This window comes from Hymenobacter sp. UYP22, assembly GCF_040547285.1.
In the GTDB taxonomy this organism is placed as follows: domain Bacteria; phylum Bacteroidota; class Bacteroidia; order Cytophagales; family Hymenobacteraceae; genus Hymenobacter.
Map to the genome: position 1 here is coordinate 428,185 of NZ_JBEPPK010000003.1, position 21,600 is coordinate 449,784.

13 protein-coding genes are annotated in these 21,600 nt (G+C 61.3%); 3 read left to right on the top strand and 10 right to left on the bottom strand.

Annotation, left to right across the window (positions count from 1 at the left end; translation table 11 throughout):
- Positions 1-20 precede the first annotated feature (20 nt).
- Positions 21-1,952 (bottom strand): glycoside hydrolase family 97 N-terminal domain-containing protein, encoded by a 1,932-nt coding sequence (locus tag ABIB60_RS08100; RefSeq protein WP_354579030.1) that lies wholly within the window; start codon positions 1,950-1,952, stop codon positions 21-23.
- A 96-nt stretch (positions 1,953-2,048) separates the two neighbouring features.
- Positions 2,049-3,656, bottom strand: coding sequence for an alpha-N-arabinofuranosidase (locus tag ABIB60_RS08105; protein ID WP_354579032.1), 1,608 nt, complete (start codon positions 3,654-3,656; stop codon positions 2,049-2,051).
- Between the two features lie 475 nt (positions 3,657-4,131).
- Here ABIB60_RS08105 and kduD point away from each other — a divergent pair, with 475 nt between their 5' ends.
- From kduD to galK, 3 genes are all read left to right on the top strand, one after another.
- Positions 4,132-4,896 (top strand): 2-dehydro-3-deoxy-D-gluconate 5-dehydrogenase KduD, encoded by a 765-nt coding sequence (kduD, locus tag ABIB60_RS08110; RefSeq protein ID WP_354579034.1) that lies wholly within the window; start codon positions 4,132-4,134, stop codon positions 4,894-4,896.
- 96 nt (positions 4,897-4,992) lie between these two features.
- Complete coding sequence (gene kduI, locus ABIB60_RS08115) at positions 4,993-5,811, top strand: 5-dehydro-4-deoxy-D-glucuronate isomerase (RefSeq protein WP_354579035.1); 819 nt, start codon at positions 4,993-4,995, stop codon at positions 5,809-5,811.
- A 138-nt stretch (positions 5,812-5,949) separates the two neighbouring features.
- A complete protein-coding gene (gene galK / locus ABIB60_RS08120; RefSeq protein WP_354579037.1) occupies positions 5,950-7,113 on the top strand; it encodes a galactokinase in 1,164 nt (387 codons plus the stop codon).
- Positions 7,114-7,301: 188 nt separating this feature from the next.
- On the opposite strand, the gene ABIB60_RS08125 is transcribed toward galK, so the two are convergent.
- From ABIB60_RS08125 to ABIB60_RS08160, 8 genes are all read right to left on the bottom strand, one after another.
- Positions 7,302-8,996, bottom strand: a complete 1,695-nt coding sequence (locus tag ABIB60_RS08125) for a glycoside hydrolase family 43 protein (protein ID WP_502915112.1) — start codon at positions 8,994-8,996, stop codon at positions 7,302-7,304.
- 213 nt (positions 8,997-9,209) lie between these two features.
- Positions 9,210-11,765 (bottom strand): glycosyl hydrolase 115 family protein, encoded by a 2,556-nt coding sequence (locus ABIB60_RS08130; RefSeq protein WP_354579038.1) that lies wholly within the window; start codon positions 11,763-11,765, stop codon positions 9,210-9,212.
- A 136-nt stretch (positions 11,766-11,901) separates the two neighbouring features.
- Entirely contained in the window at positions 11,902-12,999 is a 1,098-nt protein-coding gene (locus ABIB60_RS08135) for an endo-1,4-beta-xylanase (protein WP_502915113.1), read from the bottom strand.
- Between the two features lie 43 nt (positions 13,000-13,042).
- Positions 13,043-14,731 carry a sodium/sugar symporter gene (locus ABIB60_RS08140; protein WP_354579040.1) on the bottom strand — a complete coding sequence of 563 codons (1,689 nt, stop codon included), beginning with the start codon at positions 14,729-14,731 and terminating at the stop codon, positions 13,043-13,045.
- 273 nt (positions 14,732-15,004) lie between these two features.
- Complete coding sequence (gene xylA, locus ABIB60_RS08145) at positions 15,005-16,336, bottom strand: xylose isomerase (RefSeq protein WP_354579041.1); 1,332 nt, start codon at positions 16,334-16,336, stop codon at positions 15,005-15,007.
- Complete coding sequence (locus ABIB60_RS08150; RefSeq protein WP_354579043.1) at positions 16,314-17,852, bottom strand: xylulokinase; 1,539 nt, start codon at positions 17,850-17,852, stop codon at positions 16,314-16,316. The genes xylA and ABIB60_RS08150 overlap by 23 nt, the downstream gene beginning before the upstream one ends.
- A gap of 37 nt (positions 17,853-17,889) precedes the next feature.
- Positions 17,890-19,902 (bottom strand): sialate O-acetylesterase, encoded by a 2,013-nt coding sequence (locus tag ABIB60_RS08155; RefSeq protein ID WP_354579044.1) that lies wholly within the window; start codon positions 19,900-19,902, stop codon positions 17,890-17,892.
- Positions 19,903-19,911: 9 nt separating this feature from the next.
- The gene (locus tag ABIB60_RS08160; RefSeq protein WP_354579045.1) at positions 19,912-21,561 is read right to left on the bottom strand and encodes a GH35 family beta-galactosidase; all 1,650 of its coding nucleotides are present in this window, start codon (positions 21,559-21,561) and stop codon (positions 19,912-19,914) included.
- Positions 21,562-21,600 lie beyond the last annotated feature (39 nt).

Sequence of the window (21,600 nt, forward strand, 5' to 3'; positions counted from 1 at the left end):
AGTTGAGCACGCCAGGCACACTACCGGGGCTGCACAACAAAGCCACCCCAGGCCGGCAGGGTCAGGCTCACCACCTGCTCCGTTACGGCCCGGGTGTCAAAGCTACGGTTAGTGGCGCCATCCAAAATCAGGGTACCGCCTTTGCCCCCCAGCTTCCTCAAGTCTACCCGGATGGTTTTGGGCTGGTCGGTGGCATTGATGCCGGCTACGTACCAGCTGCCATTGGGGGACTGGCGGGCCAGCACGGCGTACTGCCCGGGAAAACCCTCCAGAAAGCGTACATCAGCCCAGCGTGGGGGCAGGTTTTTCACGAAGTCCTGCACAAAGGCGGGCTGCCGGGCCATGCCCTCGTCGGTTTCGGCGTAGTGCTGAATGCCCGACTGAAACAGCACCGACAGGGCCAACTCAAACGCGTTGGAAGTGCGGCGCTGCTTGCCCGGAATTTCCGAAAAGCACATGGGCGTGAAATCCATGGGCCCCACGGCGTTGCGGGTGAAGGGCAGCACAGCGCAGTGGGTGGGCTCCTGGTCGGTATTGGCCTGGTCGAAGGTGAGGAATTCAAAGCCGCGGACGGCCTCCACGGTCATCAGGTTGGGGAAGGTGCGGTTCCAGCCCCGCGGAATGGTGGTGCCGTGGAAGTTGACCAGCAGGCCGGCGGCCGTAGCATCGGTCAGCAGGTCGTGGTAGTAGTTCATAAACGACTGCCCATCGCCGCCGAAGAAGTCGATTTTGACGCCGGCAATGCCCATTTTGCGGATGCGGGCAAATTCCTGCCGCCGCCGTTCCGCCTCGAACAGAATATTGTTGGCCGGGGTTTGAGGTGCCTGATTCCAGCTGCCGTTGGAGTTGTACCACACCAGTAGCTCCACGCTTTTACTGCGGGCATACTGGGCCAGCTCGGCCATTTTATCGTAGCCAATTTGCTTGTCCCAGAGGGCATCAACCAGGCAGTAGCGCCAGCCCATGCGGGCCGCGTACTCAATAAAGCGGCGCTGCACCTCGTAGGTGGTGTTATTGTCGCCGAGCAGCACCCAGGACCAGGACGCCTTGCCCGGCCCGGCCACCGACACCGGCGTTTGGGCCGGGGCACTCAGGTCGGTGGTCAGCGTCGACTCCACGATGGGGGCCAGCGTGCTGCCTACCACGATAACGCGCCAGGGCGTGCGCCAGGGCAGCGTACTTTCGGGCAGTATGGGGGCCGTGGCGGTGGTGCGCTCGGCGGGTTGGGGAAAGGCAACGGTGTACTCCCCTTCCGGCGACTGGTGGGCCAGGTGGCTACCGCAGTAGGTGCGGCCCAGGCCGGCCTCGGTAAGCAGTAGCCAGTTGTTGCCCGCCCGGAACAGGGCCGGAAACGACCACCCCTCTCCTAGTGGCGAAGCGGTACCGGCCGCAATGCCCTGCTGGTAATACTCCTCGTAGGAAGGCTGGGTGTTGGCCCAGCCCGTCTGGGCTTTGGCCTGCGGATGCAGCCAGCCCTGAGCCCCGGCCGGCAGCCGGAAGGAGGTGTGCTCGGCCGTAAGGCGCTCCACCTGTGGGCCGGAGCCTTCCAGCAAATACTGAAACGCCACACCATCGTTGGAAACCTGAAATATCACGCTCAGCCGGGGCCCGCTCCCACCCCGAAACCGGATAACGCGCCGGTTGGCCCGGTAGCGGCACTGAGCACGCTTATCGGTGCTGAGCACGTAGCTATCCGTTACGGTTTCCACCTTTCCGGCTTTATCCAGCTGCAGCCCCCGCGACAAATCAGCCGTAGCCAGGGTGAGGCCCAGGCGGGAGGGGCGCAGCACTTCCGTACCACCGTTCTGCACGGCGTAGGTGGGCTGGCCCTGCGCATCCAGGGCCACGGTAACCTGGATGACCCCGTTGGGGCTACCTACCCGAACAGGCTCGGCGGCGTGGGCGGTAGTACTCAGCAACAGCAGGGCAATAAAAACGGGCAGGCAACGCATGCAGGGGTAGGCAACGGGTGAATGAGCAGGATGGACCAAGAAGTAACCGAATGCCGCCGGCCAGCCCCGCCCCGCGCGGTGGCCGGCGGCATTCGGTTACTTCAGCTCCAGCACCACCACCGATTTGGGCGGCAGCATCAGGGCCAGGTTGTCGCCTTTTTTGCGGGCTCCCTTGAAGTCGGCCAGCTGCACGGCGTTGGGCTTGTCGAAGGTGTTGTAGTCGCTGACGCTGGCGGAGGTGAGAATGCGCCCGGACACTTTTTTCCAGCTTACACCTGGCAGGGCCGTTTCCAGCGCCAAGGCTTTGTGGGGGTCGAGGTTGACCAGGGAAATGTGCACGGCACCACTCTTATCCCGGGAGGCCGAGGCATTCAGGGCCGGAATTTTCTCGGCACCCAGCACGTACTCGGGGCTTTGGAACTGCAGGGGCAGGTACTGCGCATCCTGGTGCACCTGATACAGGTCGAATACGTGGTAGGTGGGCGTGAGCAGCATCTTTTCCTTCTCGGTGAGGATAACGGCCTGCAGCACGTTCACGGCCTGGGCCAGGTTGGCGCCCCGCACCCGGTCGCAGTGGTTGTTGAAGATGTTGAGCGTGGTGCCGGCCAGCAGGGCGTCGCGCAGGGTGTTTTGCTGGTACAGGAAGCCCGGGTTGGTACCCGCCTCCACATCCGTCCAGATGCCCCACTCATCTACCAGCAGCGCCACCTTTTTCTCGGGGTCGTACTTGTCCATGATGGCCGCGTGCTTGGCCACAATGGGCTCCATGCGCAGGCCGTTGCGCAGGGTGTTGAAGTAGTCCTGCTCCCCAAAACCGGTGGCCTTGCCTTTGCTGCCGGTCCAGCTGCCGGTGGGCAGGGTGTACTGGTGCAGGGTTAGGCCCCACATCATGTTCAGCGGAATGTTTTTCATGCACGTTTCCGTCCAGTGGGCGTCGTCGCCGTTGGCCCCGCTCACAATGCGCTTGAGCTGGGTGCCGGGGTAGTCGTGGGCGAAGGTGGCGTAGCGCTTGTACACGTCGGTGTAGTACTCGGCCGTCATGTTGCCGCCGCAGCCCCAGCTTTCGTTGCCGATTCCCCACCACGACACTTTGTAGGGCTCGGGGTGGCCGTTTTTGCGGCGCTCCAGTACCATGGGCGTATCCTCGTTGGCGTTTAAATATTCCATCCAGTTGGCCATTTCCTGCACCGTGCCGCTGCCCACGTTGGCGGCCAGGTAGGGCTCCGTGCCCAGCAGCTGGCACAGCTCCAGAAACTCGTGCGTACCGAAGGAGTTGTCCTCCACCACATTGCCCCACCACAGGTTCAGCATTTTGGGCCGCTGGGCCGTGGGGCCCACTCCGTCGCGCCAGTGGTAGGTATCGGCGAAGCAGCCGCCGGGCCAGCGCATATTGGGCACCTTGATTTTTTGCAGGGCCTGCACCACATCCATCCGAATCCGGCCCTGCTTGGGCACGTTCAGGGCGGGGTCCACCCAGAATCCATCGTAGATGCAGCGGCCCAGGTGTTCGGCAAACTGCCCCTGTATGTGCTTGCTGACGAGCAGCTTGGAGTTGCCGGGCTGCACGGTCATTTGCACGGTTTGGCTTACGCCTCCCTTCGACTGGGCCGGAGCCAGTTGGGGCAAGCTACTAATGCCGGCTAACAGGGTCAGATGTTGCGCCCAGGTGCGCAGGCAAGGAGAAACTCGGGAACAAAAGGGCATAGCGTGGTGGGAATTAGCGGAAGCGGCCGGGCCAGACAGCAGCCAGACCCCAGTTTTCCAAAGCTACAGGGAAGATACCGATTACGCAATCGTTTGTGTAAAACCAAAATCTTCTGTTACTGTCTCATTCCAGCTTTTAAACCCACGATGACTGATTAGCTCCTTGACCTATCACGAATATTTCTGGCCCAATCTCCCCTATGCACTTGCCATCTATCATTTTTGGCATACTGACTGACATGCTACTACTAGCGTGTACATGGCCGACGGTGGTAAGTAGTGCATCTACAAAATCAACTCGGCAGGCCTGGTAACTAAGCCGGCTGGGCAAATTACTCTGGGATAAAAATTTACCGGCGTCTTCAATCGATTGTGTAGCACCTTTGCCCAGGCGCGCCGCCTGCTAAGCGCTACCTTTCTGCTTCCGACCGGGCGGGGTTGCCCGACGGCTTTTCATCTTCTAGCTTCCTTTCCCGTGACTTCACTCTTTGATTTGACTGGTAAAATTGCCCTGGTAACGGGCTGCAACAAAGGCATTGGCCAGGGTATGGCCCTGGGTCTGGCCGAAGCCGGGGCCGACATTATCGGCGTTTCGGCCACCATGGCGCTGAGCGGCTCCGAAACCGAGCAGAAAGTGCAGGCCCTGGGCCGGAAGTTTACCGCCTACCAGGCCGATTTCAGCCAGCGCGTAAAGGTGGATGCCTTTGTAGCGCAGGTATTGGCCGACTTTCCGCGCATTGACATTCTGGTAAACAATGCCGGTACTATCAAGCGGGCCCCCGCGGCCGAGCACTCCGACGAGCTGTGGGACGAGGTGCTGAACATCAACCTGGATGCGCCCTTCCGGGTGGCCCGGGCCATTGGGGGCCGCATGCTGACGCAGGGCGGGGGCAAAATAATTTTTACCGCCTCTTTGCTCACGTTTCAGGGTGGCATCAATGTGCCGGGCTACGCCGCCAGCAAGGGCGCTATTGGCAGCGTAGTGAAGGCCCTGGCTAACGAGTGGGGTGGCCGCGGCGTAAACGTAAACGCCATTGCTCCCGGCTACATAGCCACCGACAACACCGAGGCCCTGCGCAATGACCCCGACCGGAGCCAGAGCATTCTGGGCCGTATTCCGGCCAGCCGCTGGGGAACCCCCGATGATTTCAAGGGCCCTACCGTGTTCCTCGCTTCGGAAGCCAGTAGCTACGTACACGGCACCATCCTCACCGTAGACGGCGGCTGGATGGGACGGTAGGTGAGTGAGCGACTTAGTGATTAAGTGAGTTTTATCTCACAATCACTTCGACTTGCCTCTATTCACTCACTAAATCACTTAATCACCACATCACCTATGGAACAACGCTTTGCTGTGAGCCCCCGTGAAACGGCGGCCATGACGACTGCCGAACGGCGGGAACATTTTTTGATTGACCACCTCTTTGTGGCCGGTGAAATCACGCTGGTATACACCCACTATGACCGCATGATTGTGGGCGGCGTGCAGCCCGGCGCAACTCCGGTGCTGCTGCCCTGCCCCGAGGAGCTAAAGGCCAGCTATTTTCTGGAGCGCCGCGAGTTGGGCATTCTCAATATTGGGCAGCCCGGGCAGGTAACCGTGGATGGCACCGTGTACGAGCTGGGCCACCAGGACTGCCTGTACGTGGGCAAGGGCGCCCAGCGCGTGGAGTTCGGGGGCGAGGCAGCCAAGTACTACGTGCTATCGGCGCCGGCACACCACCCCTACCCCACCACGCGCAAAACTCAGGCCGAGGCCACGCCGGTGGAAATGGGCACCCTGGAAACTGCCAACCAACGCACCATTTACAAGTACATCTACTCCGAGGGGATTCAAAGCTGCCAGCTGGTAATGGGTCTCACCCAGCTCAAGCCCGGCTCGGTGTGGAACACCATGCCCTCCCACACGCACACGCGACGCATGGAGGCCTACCTCTACTTCAACCTGCCCGAAAACCAGCGCGTGCTGCACCTGATGGGCGAGCCGAGCGAAACCCGCCCGCTGTGGGTCAGCAACGAGCAAGCTATTCTGTCGCCGCCGTGGTCTATTCATACTGGCTGCGGCACTGCGGCCTACGCCTTCATCTGGGGCATGGCCGGCGAAAATCTGGAGTACACCGACATGGACGCAGTGGGCATTTACGACCTGCGGTAAGCGGGGTATTTGCCGCCATTTCTCTCTGGCAAAGCCTGGCTAATCCGGGCTTTGCCAGCCGAATTCCGCCCCCCGGTGCGCCTTTTGCCCTGACCTCTGCCTCTGCCCTACCTTATCCCACCCATTTTTGACTTTCTCATGCAACCTCTTGTTCAAGCCATTGCCGGCGCGTTTCAGGATGCGTTCGGCCGGGAGCCGGCGCTGCTGGTGCGGGCTCCCGGCCGCGTGAACCTCATTGGCGAGCACACCGACTATAACCAGGGCTTTGTGCTGCCGGCCGCCATCAACAAGGAAATCTACTTTGCAGTGGCTCCCAATGGACTCAACCGTCTCCGCCTGCTGGCCTTCGACAAGCAGGAGCGGCACGAAGTGGAGCTGACGGCTGCGCCCTTGCAGCCGGGGCAGGTGCAGTGGGCCAACTACCTGATGGGGGTGGCGGCGCAATTTCAGCAGCGCGGCTTGCCCGTAGCGGGCTTCGACTGCGTGTTTGGCGGTACTATTCCCATGGGTGCGGGGCTATCCTCGTCGGCGGCGGTAGAGTGCGGGCTGGCGTACGCGCTGAACAAGCTGCACGGCTATGGGTTGCCACCCCTTGAGCTGGCCCAACTGGCCCAAAAGGCGGAGCACGAATTTGCGGGAGTTCTGTGCGGACTCATGGACCAGTTTGCCAGCATCATGAGCCAAGCCGACCACGTGGTGCGCCTGGATTGCCGCTCCCTGGAGTACGTGTATTTCCCCTTCGACACCCAGGCAGCGCAGGTAGTGCTTTGTAACTCCGGCGTCAAGCACAACCTGGCTGATTCGGAGTACAATGTGCGCCGCCGCCAGTGTGAGCAGGGCGTGGCCGTGCTCCGGGGGCACTACCCGGGCATCGGAAGCCTGCGCGACGTGACCCTGGAGCAATTGCACGCGCACCAGGCTGAGCTGGATGAGGTTACCTACCGGCGCTGCCGCTACGTGCTGGAGGAAAACCAACGGGTACTGGCGGCCTGCAGCTTCCTTACGGCCGGTAACCTGTCAGCCTTCGGGCAGCAGATGCTGGCCTCTCACGCCGGCCTCCGCGACGACTACGAGGTAAGCTGCCCCGAGCTGGACGCCCTGGTGGAGGCGGCTACCGGTCTGCCGGGGGTGTTTGGCTCCCGCATGATGGGGGGCGGCTTCGGCGGCTGCACCATCAACCTGGTAGCGCCCGAGCAGGTAGAAAACTTCCTGGCGGAAGTGTCGCGGCGCTTTACGGCCCGGTACGGCCGGCCGCTGGAGACTTACCAGGCACACATTGTGGCGGGTGTGAGTGCGGCCTAGGGTGGTTCCCGCGCTGGTATTGGGCGGGCAGTTCTCGGCCCCACGTACCTCGCCCACACTACCCGGGGCCCGTGCCAACCACCGGAAACGCCCTGTAAACAGGCGGCGCCACGGCCGCCTTGCTATTAAGCCTACGCACAAGGCCCGCTACCAGTCTGTAGCAGGCCTTGTGCGTGGAAAGAAACGTACTACTTGGCCGGAGCGTACACCGGGTCATTACCGGCATATTTCAGCCACTGGAAGGCGGCCGTACTGGTGGTAGGCGCGCCTGAGGAAGTGGCGTACATCCCGATCAGACAGCCGATGAAGCCGCCGGCTGTTTGGGTACTTAGGAAGCGCGCATCAACCTTCTCCTTCAGGGAAGTCCAGGTTTTGGCGTTTTCCGAGAACTGGAAGCCGTAGGTATCGGCGGCGGCCGTGATGCGGAGCTGCACCTTGCCGGCGGCAGATTTCAGGGGTGCCTGGGCCAGCAGCTCCGGCTCCGCCGCATCGGGGCGGCTCTTGAGCAGCTGCAGCACCGGCTTGCCATCGGCCAGCGTTTTGCAGAGGTAATAGAAGTGTTTCTCGTCCTGAAATACCACCAAACCCGCCTTCTCCTTGGCTGATTTCGCCGTGAAATTCAGCTCGGTTTCGGTGGTACAGTACATGTGCTGCTGCCGCTTCCCAATGAAGGCCGGATTGCCCGGTTCGGCGCAGGTTTCGGGCTTGAGCCTGAGAGTAAGGCCCGCGGCTTTGCTCAGGGAAAACATAGTGCTATCGTACGTGCGCAGGAACAGCAAGGCGGGGTCCAGCTGCCGCTCGAAGGTGAGCGTGTACCGGAAATTGCCGCTCTGGGCCCGGGCCCCGGACTGCTTTACCTCCGGGTATTTGGCCGCGTAGGAATACGCGACGCCCTGGGGGCCGGTATTCACAATGGGCCAGTCGTTCTGCCAGGTAACGGGCGCAATAAAGGTTTCGCGGCCGGTGTTGTAGTGGTTGCCCTCGTAGGGGCGCACGGCCAGGAAAATGGCGTAGGTCTGCCCGTCGGGGCCTTCCACGAACTGCGCGTGCCCGGCCGAGGTGATGGGATTCGGGCGGTTTGGGGGCAGGGTGCGCTGGGTGAGAATGGGGTTGTTCTCGTAGGGCACAAACGGCCCTAGCACCGACTTGCTACGGAACACCACTTCGGTGTGGTTCACGGAGGTCCCGCCCTCGGCCGCGTACAGGTAGTACCAGCCGTTGCGCTTCATAATGTGGGGCCCTTCAATCCAAACCGGCTTTTTGCTTAGGTCCACACCCCCATTCACCAGGATTTTGGCCTCCCCAATAGTTTGCAATTTTGCCGGGTCCAGCTCCATGATTTTGATGGAGCGGTGGCCATCGTAGAGCGGTTTGTTGTCGGGTGGGTCACTGTTGTAGATAACGTAGACCTTGTCATTGTCGAAGAACAGCGAAGGGTCGATGCCCTTAACTTCCGGCAGCCAGATGGGGTCACTCCAGGGGCCAGCGGGGTTTTTGGCCGTCACCACGAAGTTGCCTTTGTGGTCGATGAGGGTGCAGGTGAGGTAGTAGGTACCGTTGTGGTAGTCGATGGCCGGCGCAAACAGCCCCCGCGTCATCCGGTCACCCAGGAAGTTCATCTGGGAAGGCCGGCTGATGACGTTGCCCACCTGCTGCCAGTTCTTGAGGTCCCGGCTGTGGAACACCGGAATACCCGGGAAGTAAGAAAACGTGGAATTGACCAGATAGTAGTCCGGCCCTACTTTCACCACGCTGGGGTCGGGGTAGAAGCCGCTCAGAATGGGATTGGTGAGGGTAATTGACTGAGCCAAGGCCGCCGGAGCGCTAAGCAGCGACCCAACCAAAGCGGCCGCCAGCAACAGGCTGCGTTTCGTGTTTTTCACCTTCGTTCGGATTTCAGATGGATGGACGATTCAGGGAGTAGGGCCGACGCAGCGCCGGCCAGGGTTATGAGAATGTCTGTCGAGTTTATCCAGCACGTCATGCAGCGCGCAGCGCAGCATCTCGCGGACTGACGTTGCGGTGGTAGTATACATCAGCATGCGAGATGCTGCGCTGCGCTTTGCGTGACGTTCCGCTTGTTCACCATCAACTCATTACCGCTTGCCGGCAGCTTTACCGGTGGGCGGCGGGCCGAGGTAGGTAGCGGGCAGCGGCCCGGTGCTGACCACCAGTTTCTCCAGCACCACACCGGGGTCAATGCGCCAGAATTTGAGCGTGTGCGTACCTGCCGCGGCCACGTTGTGCTGGGAGGTTTTGAGAATGATGTTACTGGCCACCACCTTCTCCCATATCTGGTTATGTTCGCCGGGCTTCATGCCGGTGTGCAGGTTGATAATCTGGGGCACTTCCTCATCCAGGGACACGGCGTAGCGCAGGCCGGTGGTGTTGGTAAAGTCCAGCGTGGGCGCAAAGTAGGCCTGCACCGCTACCGGGCCGGCCTGATTGAGCGTGATGCGGTACTCCAGATGCGGGCTGTTGCCGCCCGGAGCCATAGTCGGCGCGGCCGTGGTCGGAAAGCTGCTTACCGCGCCCAGCGTGCGGCCCAGGTCGGGCAGGCGCTGCCAGGTAACGGGGCCAGCGCCAACGGCCTGGGTGTAGTGCTCCGCCTCCAACGACACGTACGTACCGCTGGCTGGCGGGGCCGGGGCGGCAACCGGCATCGGTACGGCCCCGGCGGGCAGCGTAACCACGGCGGGCATCAGGTCCCGGGGCTCATCGTGCCAGGAGTTGTAGCCGATGTGCATCTGGTCCATCATGTGGTTCCACTTGCCGCCGGCCAGGGCGTGGTAGCGGTTTTTGATTTCGGCGTCCTTGGCAAATAGGGCCCGGGCTTTCTCGGCCAGGGCGTTGGTGTTCGGCTGGTTGGTTTTGGCGGCTTCCTGGTTGAGGGCTACGGTGTAATACAGCTCGTTCAGGTTGGCGCAGGCCTGCACCGGGTGCAGCACCAGCTGGTAATAGGCCTCGTGGTGAGAAGCGGGCAGCTGCTGGCCAATGGCTTCGGCGCGGGTCCGCAGTTGGGTGTACTCGGCTACCACGGTGGCCCACTCGCCGGTAGCCAGGCTGTAGGTGCTGGCATCGAGCAGCTCGGGCTTGCGGCGGGCATTGTACTTGGCATACTTGGCCAGGATGTCGGCAATATCCGGGGCGTGTTTCGGCCCGAACTGCTGGGCGGCCCAGCGCTGCGTATACGCGGCCACCTGGTCGGCCTTGATGGTAGCTGGGTTCCAGGCGTAGTCCAGGAAGAAGCTGATGGGCAGCTCCATCGGCTTCAGGTCGCCCACGTTCACAATCCAGATCTGGTTGACGCCGTGTTCGTAGGCTAGGTGCATCTGCTCCCGCACCCGGGGCAGCGGGTTGGTATTCAGCCAGCGGTAGCTGCGCGGCCCGCCCACGTAATCAAAGTGATAGTAGATGCCGTAGCCGCCGGCGCGGGGGGCGTCGCCGGGTTTGGGCAGCTTGCGCAGGTTGCCCCAGTTGTCGTCGCAGAGCAGCAGGGTCATGTCGTCGGGTACGCGCATGCCCTTGTCATAGTAGTCCTGCACCTCCTTATAGAGCGCCCACAATTGCGGGGTTTGCGCGGCGGGTTTGCCGGTTTCCTCGGCCAGAATCCGGCGCTGATCGGCTACAATCTTCTCCAGCAGGGCAATGTTGCTGTCCTCGCTCATTGGCTCGTCGCCGTCGCCGCGCATGGCCATGGTCACGATGCTCTCGTGGGTGCCCATGTTGCGGATGCCCTGGCGCCAGAAATCTTGTAATGCTTTTTCGTTGGTTTGGTAATTCCAGGGGCCTTTGCCGTAGCGTTTCCATTCCTGTTGGGCCCGCTGCATGGGCTCGTGGTGAGAAGTACCCATCACAATGCCGTATTCGTCGGCCAGCACGGGGCTTTGCTTGTCGTCGTCGTTGAAGGCGTTGCCCCACATGGCGGGCCAGAGGTAGTTCCCCTTGAGCCGCAAAATCAGCTCAAACACGTGCACGTACATTTTGGAGTTGATGCCCCCAAACTTCTCCTTGGCCCAGCCAGTAAGGGCCGGGGCTTCGTCGTTGAGGAAAATGCCCCGGTACTTCACCTTCGGCTCGCCCTGGGTGTGGCGGCCAGCTGCTACGTACAGCGCCTGTTGGGGCTGGGTCGGCACATCGGCCCACCAGTACCAGGGCGATACGCCCATCTGCTGCGACAAATCGTAGATGCCGAAAATAGTGCCGCGCTTGTCACTACCGGCAATAACCAAGGCCCGCTCCACGCCCGGCAGCGGCTTTTCCACCACTTGCAGCACAAAAGCTTCCCACTTGCCGGCCACGCCCACTACGTCCAGCTTGCCAGCTTGCACCAGCCCGTCAATCAGGGGGCTTTTGCCAATGGTGCCGATGAGCACGGCCTCCTTCCCGCTGGGTTTTTCGGTGGTAAAAGCCGGGGTGCGCTTGGTTACGCGGTTGATGTCGGCCTGCAGGTCGCGGGCGGCCCGCAGCACACCGGGCCAGTCTTGGGCGCTGGCGTAGAGGGGGGCCGCTTTGCCGGAAACGGCCAGCGGAAAGCTGCCGCTGGATTTCTTGGCGGAAACGTAGACGGCGGGCTGGGCAGCGGCGGAACCAGCCAGCAGCCATAGCAGCAATAGACTCAGCAGCGCGGAACGACGGAAACGAATGAGCATGGGGCGGGTGGGTTCAATCTGTCATCCTGAGCGGAGTGAAGGACCTTATCACGTTGGAACGAGCCGTTCTAATGACTATCGTTCAATTGCCATAAGGTTCTTCGCTCCGCTCAGGATGACAGGTGGGAAATCAGCTCTAGAACTGCACGACTTCCCAGAAAGCCTTTTTGGGCTGCTGGTTCTGGTCGAAGAGCAGGGGATAGTTTTTGCGCCCGGCCACGGGGTAGGTATCCAGCCAGGAGTACTTATCCGACACGTTCCAGAAGGTGACGCCGGTCAGCACGTTTTTGTAGTCGCGGAACACCCGGAAAAACATCTTATACTGGGCCGCCTGCTGCCGTTCCAATTCCGGCGTGTAGGCATCCGACTCGCCGGGGCGCTTCTCGCGGCGCTCCTTTTCCCAGGGGTAGATGGACACGTCCAGCTCGGTAATCTGCACTTTCAGGCCCAGGGAGGCATACTGGTCCAGGGCGGCGCGCAGCTCCGGCTCGGTGGGCTCCTGCAACGACCAGTGGCCCTGCAAGCCTACGCCATCAATCGGCACCTTGGCGTCCTTGAGTTGCTTGAGCAGCTTGTACACCCGCTCCCGCTTTTCGGGCCGCTCGGTGTTGTAGTCGTTGTAGAATAGTTGGGCTTTGGGGTCGGCCTCGTGGGCGTACTCGAAGGCCTTGGCAATGAACTCGTCGCCGCAGATCTGGTACCACTCCGAGTTGCGCAGGAACTCCTGGGGGTTGTCGGCAATGGCTTCGTTTACCACGTCCCAGGCGTAAATTTTGCCCTTGTAGCGCTTCACCACCGCAAAAATGTGGTCGTGCAGACGCTTGAGCAGTACTTCTTTACTCACGCGGGAGCCGTCGGCATTCTTGAACAGCCACTTGGGCGTTTGCTCATGCCAAAGCAGGTTGTGGCCCCGCACGCGCAGCTTGTTGGCCTGCGCAAAGTTGACAATGGCATCAGCATCAGTCCAGAAGTAGCGGTTCTCTTCCGGATGAATCGGGCCCATTTTCATGGCGTTTTCCGGCGTAATGCTGTTGAACTGCTGCTTGATGAGCTCGGTCTCGAGGCCCTGCAGCTGGGCTCGGCCCACGGCCACGCCCACCGGAAAATAGGCTTCGTAGTAGTCCTTGAGGCCTTTTTCGGGCGCAGGGGTTTGCTGACTACTGAGCACAGCAAAGCCCGCCAGCAGCAGACTGGCCGTAGCCAGTCTGCGCCGGAAAGCAAAGAGAGTTTTCACGTGGGTAGGGTTAGGTAACCCTGCGGGCTTGGCCCGTAACTGGCTACCAGTAGATGGTGTACAGCACGGTGAGCAGAACCATGATGGTCATGGCCCCGATGGCAAAGCCGCGGGTAGTTTTGAACATGCTCCGGTCTACTTCCAGCCCGTTGGTTTTCACGCCCCGGCTGGTTTCGAACAGACTAATCAGCACCATCGCCACAATACAGATGACGAACACGAAGCCCATCCGGTCAAGGAAGGGAATTTCGTACACACCGGCCGCATTAGGCACGGCAAATCCGAAGGGCGCCAGGAAGGAGAGGTCGGTGAAGGTGGGCAGGAATTTGAACAGCACCGACAGCAGGAAGCCGCCAATGGTGGCGAACAAGGCCGCCGTGGAAGTCGTTTTCTTCCAGAAGAAGCCCAGGATAAACATGGCAAAGATGCCCGGCGACACGAAGCCGGTGTACTCCTGAATGTACTGGAAACCGCCTTTCTTGTCGATGCCCAAGTGGGGCGCAATCAGTACTCCGAGTATCATGGCCACCACCACGGCAATTTTGCCCACCGTCACTAGCTTCTTTTCCGAAGCCTCGGGGTTAAGCACTTTCTTGTAGATATCCAGGGTGAAGATGGTGGCAATAGAGTTGGCCTTACCAGCCAGCGAGGCCACCACGGCCGCCGTGAGGGCGGCAAACGACAAGCCTTTCAGGCCCACCGGCAGAATGTTGAGCAGCACGGGGTAGGCCCGGTCGGGGTTCAGGTCGGCACCCTGGCCGAACTCAGCAGCCCCAAATACATCAGCTTTGAAGAGCACGAAGGCCGCAATGCCGGGCAGTACTACGATAATGGGCATCAGCAGCTTGAGGAAAGCGGCAAACAGCAGCCCGCCGCGGGCGGTGGGCAAATCGGCCCCCAGGGCGCGCTGGGTAATGTACTGGTTACAGCCCCAGTAGTTCAGGTTCACAATCCACATGCCACCCAGCAGCACCGTGAGGCCGGGCAGATCCATGTAGTTCTCGTTGTCGCGCTTGAAAATCATCTGGAAATGGTCACCGGCCTGCTCCGTCATCAGGTTGAAGCCCGCCAGCACGCCCGATTGGCCGTAGTGGTCAGCCACCAGGTTCAGGGCCAGGTAGGTAGTTGCTAAACCGCCCAGAATCAGGAAGAATACCTGAATCACGTCGGTGAAGCCGATTACCTTCATGCCGCCCAGGGTGATAATCACCGCAAAGAAAGCCAGCGCATACAGACAAAATTCCAGGTTGAGGCCGGCAATGCTGCTAATGGCAATGGCCCCCAGGTAGAGAATGGAGGTCAGGTTCACCACCACGTACAGGGCCAGCCAGAAGATGGCCATAATCATGGCCACGGTGCCATTATAGCGCTGGTGCAGAAACTGGGGCATCGTGAAGATTTTATTCTTCAGGTACACCGGTATAAAGAACACCGCCACAATGATGAGCGTGAGGGCGGCCATCCACTCGTAGGTAGCAATGGCCAGGCCCATCTTGAAGCCGGAACCCGACATGCCCACGAACTGCTCGGCCGAGATGTTGGAGGCAATCAGCGAGGAGCCAATGGCCCACCACGTCAGGGAGCCTTCGGCCAGGAAGTAATCCTTGGAATCACCATCCATGCTGCCGTCGTGGCCGGTTTTGCGCCGGTAAATCCAGATACCGTAGCCCGATACAATCAGGAAGTAGATGAAAAAAACGACGTAGTCGAGAGTCGCGAGTTGGTGTTGCATGAACGATGAACAGACGGGCCGGAAGGCCGCAAACTAGGAAACAGGGAAAAAGCTGCCCTCAAGGTACCGCAATGCTGGTATTCCGGCAACGTCACCCGCAAAACATTCCCGGCCGGCCTTCCCCCTCAGGGTTCCCACACCCTTTTGTAAAAGGCCAGCCGGGTTTGTTTAGTATTTGGTTGGTAGTTGCTGGTTGTCAGTTGTTAGTTCAGCCCAATACACACAATCAGCACCTGAAAACTAACAACCAACAATCAGCAACTCGCAACTGAACTAGATGTACTGATTGATGATGGCCTCCAGCCACTCCTGCTTGCCGCTGCGCATGGTCGGCTCGCCGGCCTCGTGGGCCAGGCGGCGCAGGTCTTCCAGGGTGAGCTGGCCTTTCTCGAAGGCGGCACCGGCACCGGCATCAAAGGAGGCATAACGCTCCGTGCGGAACTTGCGGTAGCTGGACTTCTCCAGGATGTTGTCGGCCGTTACCAGGGCGCGGGCGAAGGTGTCCATGCCGGCAATGTGGGCAATGAAGATATCCTCCAGGTCGGTGGAGTTGCGGCGGGTTTTGGCGTCGAAGTTGATGCCGCCGGGCTGGATGCCACCGTGCTCCAGAATGATGAGCATGGACTCGGTCAGCTCGTTTAGGTTGTTGGGGAATTGGTCGGTGTCCCAGCCGTTCTGGTAGTCGCCGCGGTTGGCGTCCATGGAGCCCAGCATGCCTGCGTCAGCGGCTACCTGCAGCTCGTGCTGGAAGGTGTGACCGGCCAGGGTGGCGTGGTTTACTTCCAGGTTTAGCATGAAATCGTCCTGCAGGCCGTACTCTTTCAGGAAGCCGATAACGGTGGCCGCATCGAAATCGTACTGGTGCTTGGTGGGCTCGGCGGGCTTGGGCTCGATGAAGAACTTACCCGTGAAGCCCTGCTTGCGGGCATAGTCGCGGGCCATGGTCAGGAAGCGGCCCATGTGCTCCAGCTCCCGCTTCATGTTGGTGTTTAGCAGGGTCATGTAACCTTCCCGGCCGCCCCAGAACACGTAGTTTTCGCCCCCGAGGGCAATAGTCGCGTCAATGGCGTTGAGCACCTGCGTACCGGCGTGGGCCACCACCTGAAAATCGGGGTTGGTGCTGGCGCCGTTCATATAGCGCGGGTTCGAAAACACGTTGGCTGTGCCCCAGAGCAGCTTCACGCCGCTTTCCCGCTGGTGCTGCTTGGCGTACTCTACAATGGACTGCAGGTTACGCTCGTACTCGCTCAGGGAGTTGCCTTCGTCTACCAAGTCGATATCGTGGAAGCAGTAGTAAGGCGTACCCAGCTTGGTAAAGAACTCGAAAGCCGCGTCCATCTTGTCCTGGGCACGGCCCAGAATGTCGCCCTGCGCATCCCAGGCAAACTGCTTGGTGCCGGGGCCAAATGGGTCGCCGCCGGTGCCGGTGAACGTGTGCCAGTACGACACGGCGAAGCGCAGATGCTCCTCCATGGTTTTGCCCGCCACCACGCGGTTCTTGTCGTACCACTTAAACGCCAGCGGGTTGTCCGATTCGCGCCCTTCGTACTGAATGGGGTTGATACCGGTGAAGAATTCGGTTTTAGAAAGCGTGTTGCGTGACATAAGTCGGGATGCTTGAGGGTGAAGTAGATGATGCTTTGAGTTGATGCTGAAGCGCCTGCTGCCAGCGGGCATAGGCGGCCTCGTACTGGGGCTGCAAAGCCGGGTCGGGCATTTCGGTGAGCAGGCACTCCAGGCCCCCGAAAGCCTCGGCGGCCGAGGCGTAAATGCCCGCGCCCACGCCGGCCCCGCGGGCGGCGCCCTGGGCCGCGTCGGTGTTGTAGAGCTCCAGGGTGAGGTTACCGGTGTTCACAAAGGCCTCGCGAAACACGGGGCTCAGGAACATATTGGCATTGCCGGCCCGCACCGTGTGCACCGCCACGCCCATGTCGCGCATGATGCCCAGGCCGTACATGAGGGCAAACACGATGCCCTCCTGGGCGGCGCGCAGCAGGTGGGCACGGGAGTGTACGTTCAGGTTGAGGCCCAGCAGGGCGGCCTCGGCGGGCTGGTTGGCCAGAATCCGCTCGGCCCCGTTGCCAAAGGGCAGAAACACCAGCCCCTCCGCCCCTACCGGCGCTTCGGCTGCCAGCCTATTCATTTCGTCGTAGGGCAGCTCACCTACCATGCGGCGCAGCCAGCTGTTGAGGATGCCGGTGCCGTTCATGCACATGAGTACGCCGTTGCGGGGCTGCTGCTCGGTGCTGTTTACGTGCACAAAGGCATTCACCCGCGACTGAGCATCGGAAGCTGGGGCCTCGGTGATGCCGTAGATAACGCCCGAGGTACCAGCCGTGGCGGCTATTTCGCCGGGCTGCAGCACGTTCAGGGAGAAGGCATTGTTGGGCTGGTCGCCGGCCCGGTAGCTCACGGGCGTACCGGCTGCCAAACCCAGCGTGCGGGCCGCGTCCTCACTCAGGCGGCCCTGCACCGAAAACGTATCCACCACTTCGGGCAGCAGCTCCGGGCTGATGCCGTAGTAATCGAGCAGCTCCTGGGCCAGAGTTTGGTTTTTGAAGTCCCAGAACACGCCCTCCGACAGCCCCGACACGGTAGTTTGCAGCTCACCGGTCAGCTTGAAGGCAATGTAGTCGCCGGGCAGCTGGATTTTGTGGATTTGGGCGTACACCGCCGGCTCGTTATCCTTTACCCACTTGAGTTTGGAGGCCGTGAAGTTGCCGGGCGAGTTCAGGAAATGTTCCAAGCAGTGCGCTTCACCCAAGTCAGCAAAGGCCTGGTTGCCCAACTCCACGGCCCGACTGTCGCACCAGATAATGGCGGGGCGCAGCACCTGGCCCTGGGCATCTATAAGCACCAAACCGTGCATCTGATAAGTGATGCCGATGGCGGCCACCTGCGCCCCCTCAAAGCCGTAGGTATCCTGGAGTTGACGGGTGGCGTTGATGATTTCCTGCCACCACCGCTCGGGGCGCTGCTCAGCCCAGCCCGGCTGGGGCACGTCCATGCCCATTTCGGTGGTGGGCGTGGTGGCCGCCGCTACGCAGCGGCCGGTGGCCGCATCGAGCAGGGAGGCTTTGATGGAAGAGCTACCGATGTCGTAGCCGAGAAGGTATTTCATGTTCAGGGAAAGTAGCAGTTGCGAAACGGGAGCGGGCTTACAGGCGGCCGGTAGCCCCGGTCGTTGGGTCGGGCTCGGTGGAGAAGGGGGAAGCGGGCAGGCCTTCCTGGTTGTAGAGGTTGGCGCCCTCCGGGTTATCGGCCCAGGCATAGCGCACCACGGCGGGCACGGGCACCTTGTCACTCCACACCACCACTTTCTTGCCCTCAATGCGAGCCTGGGCCCACACAAACTTCTTGTCGGGCCCAGCCACGGCAAAACCCTGCAGCGGGCCCCCACCCTTGGCCACCAAACCGCTCCCGATGCTGTTGAAGCTGAGCGTAGCCCTGTTGCCGGTTACCTGCATGCCCTGGTACAGAGGCCCCGAGGAAACCACTTTGGCGTCGCCGTAGGCTACTTTTTGGGCGGCCAGGGCCAGACGGTGACCGGGCGTCTGCTTGTCCAGGGGGTGAATGTCGTTCCACTCGCCGGCGTCGGTAATAACGGCCATGCCGGTGTGGGGTACGGCCAAAGTGCGGCGCTGGGCGTCGCGCACGGCGGCCCACCCACTTTCGCCGGGCTCCGACTTTGTGGCCATGAAGTTGGCCAGCTGCACGTAGAGGAAGGGCAGCGCGGGCTGCTGAAACTGCTTGCGCCAGTCCTGAATCAGGCTGGTCATCAGGGCTTGGTAGTCCTGGGCCCGGCCGGTGTTCGATTCGCCCTGGTACCACAGCACGCCCTTAATGGCGTAAGGCAGCACGGGCGCAATCATGCCGTTGTAGAGCCCCCCGGGCTGATACTGGAAGGTGGTGGTACCCGGCGTGGGTGGCATGGTAGCGCCCAGCTTGTACTGCCAAGGCCCGCGCAAATCCAGGGTCTGCCCCCCGGCCGTAAGCTGGTAGTTCTTATCCAAAGTAAAGCCCCCGCGTCCGCCATTGTTGATCAGGCGCACCGTAATAACGTTCTTTCCAGCTTTCAGCACGCCGGGCTTCACCTCGTACTTGCGGGGCGGATACTGGTAACCTGTAGTGCCCACCAACTGCCCGTTGATGTAGGTGGAGTCGGCATCGACCAACGTGCCCAGCTCCAGGCGGGCGGGCTGCCCTACCATCCCGGCCGGCACCTCTATTTCCTTGCGAAACCACACCACCCCATTCACGGGGCCGAGGGGCGTTTGGCTGGCCCAGTAACCGGGCACGTTCATGGTAGCCCAGGCGCTGGCATCATAGCCAGGGGCCGACCATTTTTGCTGGCCCCGGGCTTCGCCCTGGTCGGTTTGGTAGAGTTGCTTGTACCAGTCGGCCACGGCGGCACTTTCGCGCTGCCTGGTATTGGCTACCAGCAGGCTGTCTTTGTACTTGGCTCCCTGCTGCTCGTAGGCAGGGAATTGGCGCAGGGCTTCCGCGCTCAGCCAGGCTTCGGCCGGAGAGCCGCCCACGGCGTCCTTGATCAGGCCCACCGGCACCTGGTATTTGGCGTTGATTTCCTTGGCGAAGAAGTAGCCCACCCCCGAGAACTGCAGCACCGTTTGCGGGTCGGCGGCAATCCACTTGCCGCCCGTTACGTCGGTGCGAGGCTTCTGGAAGGCGTAGCTCATGGGCACTTCAAACTGCCGGATGCGCGGGTTGGCGGCCTGGGCAATAACGTCCGGATACTTGTCGCGCAGGCGGCTCATAGGCGTTTCCATGTTCGACTGGCCCGAGAGCAGCCACACGTCCCCCACCAGAATATCCTTCACGCTCAGCGCGTTGCTGGCCTTTATATCTAACTGGTAGGGCCCACCCGCTTTCATGGCCGGCAGCGTCACGCGCCACTGCCCGTCTGGGCCGGTGGTAGCCTGGTAGGTTTTGCCCCGGAAGGCAATACTTACCTTCTCCCCTTTCGCGGCCCAGCCCCAGATGCGCACCGGCTGCTCGCGCTGGAGCACCATGCCGTTGCTTACCAACCGGGGCAGGTGCACCTGGGCCGTGGCACTGGCGGCCGCCAGCAGCCCGGCCGCCAGCAACCAGCCGCGCCGGCCCAAACGGGCGGGCGGTATTGGCCGGGTATCAACTGAAAATTGGCTAGACATGCGGGGTGGTTAATAAGAGTAGAGTTTCACGCGCTGAATCAGGTATTCGTTGCCGGGCACGCGCACGTGGCGGCCCTGGTGGTTCTGGTCGCCGTTCATGCGCAGACCGGGCACCCACTTATCCCCTTCGAAATGGCCTTCATCTACGCTCAAATAGCCGGCGCGCTTGCCTGTGGCGGTCGGTTCCCAGGTAAGCACCAGGCCAGTACCTACCACGTAGAACTCATCGGGGGCCACGGCAATGATGAGGCCGCCGCCGGGGTTCCAAGTGGGCTTTTTCGCGCCCAACGACCAGCCCAAGGTGTACTCGTGTTTGGCCGTGAAGCGGTAGTCGCCGAGGGTACCGGTGCGGGCCGCTGAGTCCTTCTGGAGCAGGAAGCCGCGCACTTGGCCGGCGGGCTGGTACTTGCTGAGTAAGGGCGTAACCTGGCGCAGCAGGTCGTAGGCCCGGCCAATGGGTGCCCCTTTAAGCGTATCACTGCCCTCAATGGCGAAAGGTGAAAACGCCAGGCAGTTGTAGTTACCAAAAGCGAAGAATGCCTTAGCATCTACCCCGTCCTCAAAGCGGTGTTCTGGGATGAACAGCGGGTTGCCGCCCCGGGTGTACAGGTCGCACCAATGCTGAAAATCGGGGTTATAGAAGTCGGGGGCGAGAATATCGATGCTGGGGGCGCCGGCTAGCCACACGTCCATCACATGGGGCAGCGGGCCGGCACTGGGGTACTTGCCCGGGGGCACGCCCGGCCTGTTCAGGGCCGCATTGACGTACATGGGCAGCGGGTACACGGCTTTACCGGCGGCGGCCACGGCGTTGGTGAAGGTGGCGAAGTGCCAGGCCATGAAGATTTCATCGGTAGCCAGACTTTTGCCAAACACCTCTTCCCAGGTACCCTTGGTTTTGTTGCCCTGCTGTTGCCAGCGGGCCGCAAACTCGGGCTTTAGGTTTTTCTTTTCTTTCTGCAGATAGGTCAGCAATGCGGCCGGTACCGGCTGCCGGAAAGCGGCATTGGCGCGGCTGTCGTAGCTGCGGGCGGTGGGCAGCATTCCAATTTCGTTTTCCACCTGCACCGTTATTACGGTGTGCTGCTGGTCCACTTCCCGTAGGTGCTGCAGCAGCCGCACAAAGGCTTTTTTGTCGGCTTCCAGGTTGCGGGGCTCGAAGGGCGTCAGGATTTCCTCGGGCACGCCCTGGTCACTTTCCACCCTCGGGAAGCGCTTGGTGTCGGTTTTCACCCACTGGGGGGCGTAGCACGACATACTATTCTTCCAGGCCCCAAACCACAGTACTACCAGTTTCATCTGGTGCTTGCGGGCGTCGCGGAGCAGGTCATCAACCAGCGTGAAATTGAACTGGCCTTCCTGGGGTTCCAGCAGCTCCCAATACACCGGCGCAATAACCGTGTTCAGGTGCATGGCTTGCAGGCGGGGCCACACGGGCTGCATGGCGGCCGTGCTGGAAGCCGTGGAATTGCCCAGCTCGCCGCCCAAAATCAGGAAGGGCTTGCCCTCCACCAGCAGCTGGGTGCTTGGGCCCACTTTCACCAGCCGGGGCAGCGGGCCGCCAGCCGGGGTTTGGGCCCAGGTAGTGCCAGCGGAGGCCAGCAGGCACACCAGAAATACAACAAGGCGACAGAACAAAGCAGGACGGTTGGGAAGCATCAGAAAGGACGAGAAACAAAACCGGGCCCCATTCCCGCA

Excerpts from the sequence above, each read along its gene's own strand:
- ABIB60_RS08100 (WP_354579030.1), bottom strand. The coding sequence starts at position 1,952 with ATGCGTTGCCTGCCCGTTTTTATTGCCCTGCTGTTGCTGAGTACTACC.
- ABIB60_RS08105 (WP_354579032.1), bottom strand. The coding sequence starts at position 3,656 with ATGCCCTTTTGTTCCCGAGTTTCTCCTTGCCTGCGCACCTGGGCGCAA.
- kduI (WP_354579035.1), top strand. The coding sequence starts at position 4,993 with ATGGAACAACGCTTTGCTGTGAGCCCCCGTGAAACGGCGGCCATGACG.
- galK (WP_354579037.1), top strand. The coding sequence starts at position 5,950 with ATGCAACCTCTTGTTCAAGCCATTGCCGGCGCGTTTCAGGATGCGTTC.
- ABIB60_RS08130 (WP_354579038.1), bottom strand. The coding sequence starts at position 11,765 with ATGCTCATTCGTTTCCGTCGTTCCGCGCTGCTGAGTCTATTGCTGCTA.
- ABIB60_RS08140 (WP_354579040.1), bottom strand. The coding sequence starts at position 14,731 with ATGCAACACCAACTCGCGACTCTCGACTACGTCGTTTTTTTCATCTAC.
- xylA (WP_354579041.1), bottom strand. The coding sequence starts at position 16,336 with ATGTCACGCAACACGCTTTCTAAAACCGAATTCTTCACCGGTATCAAC.
- ABIB60_RS08150 (WP_354579043.1), bottom strand. The coding sequence starts at position 17,852 with ATGAAATACCTTCTCGGCTACGACATCGGTAGCTCTTCCATCAAAGCC.
- ABIB60_RS08155 (WP_354579044.1), bottom strand. The coding sequence starts at position 19,902 with ATGTCTAGCCAATTTTCAGTTGATACCCGGCCAATACCGCCCGCCCGT.
- ABIB60_RS08160 (WP_354579045.1), bottom strand. The coding sequence starts at position 21,561 with ATGCTTCCCAACCGTCCTGCTTTGTTCTGTCGCCTTGTTGTATTTCTG.